Annotated in this window: 1 protein-coding gene; it reads left to right on the top strand. The window is 69.5% G+C overall.

Annotation, left to right across the window (positions count from 1 at the left end):
• Window positions 1-148: 148 nt before the first annotated feature.
• A partial coding sequence (locus tag ACTWQE_RS34180; protein ID WP_443332976.1) for a helix-turn-helix transcriptional regulator occupies window positions 149-686 on the top strand: 538 nt, incomplete at its 3' end.

Here is a 686-nt window from a genome sequence, read left to right as displayed (position 1 = left end):
CCCCGCCCCCAATGCAAGCCCGCCGATCCCGCCACCAACCACGACCACCCGCATACCCGACCGTCCTTTGCGCCGCTGCTCACTGAACAGAACCCACGCTGACACCGGTAGTGGACACCGAGTGGCCACTACCGGTCATGATGGGACGATGGCGAACACCTCACACCGGGCGTTGCGGCTGTTGTCTCTGCTCGGATCAGGACGGCAGTGGTCGCTGCGCGAGCTCGCCACCCGGCTCGGGACCAGCGAACGCACTGTCCGCCGCGACATCGAAACTCTGCGCCAGCTCGACTACCCGATCGCTACCATCCACGGCCCCGACGGCGGCTACCGGCTCGGAGCCGGGCGAACCCTGCCACCGTTGCTGTTCGACCACGACCAGGCCCTCGCGGTCGCGGTAGCCCTGCAGACCGCGCCAAGCACGATGTTCGGCCTCGGGGACGACGCGGCGCGGGCACTGGCGGCTCTGCACCAGATCATGCCCCCTGCGCTGCGGGCATCCATGGAATCCCTGCGCCTGACTCGGCTGCAGAACTATTGGGAGTTCCCCGCGCCCCCCATCGACCCGGCCGCCCTCACCGCCGTCGGAACCGCGGTACGCCACCGCCACCTCCTCGTCACCGAGACACTGCGTCCCGACGGCACACGCCCCGAACCCAGTGACCCCGACTACCTGCCCGCCCACC

It is taken from the genome of Streptomyces sp. 8N706 (assembly GCF_052245415.1).
In the GTDB taxonomy this organism is placed as follows: Bacteria; Actinomycetota; Actinomycetes; order Streptomycetales; family Streptomycetaceae; genus Streptomyces.
This window is presented reverse-complemented; position numbering and strand designations above follow the sequence as displayed.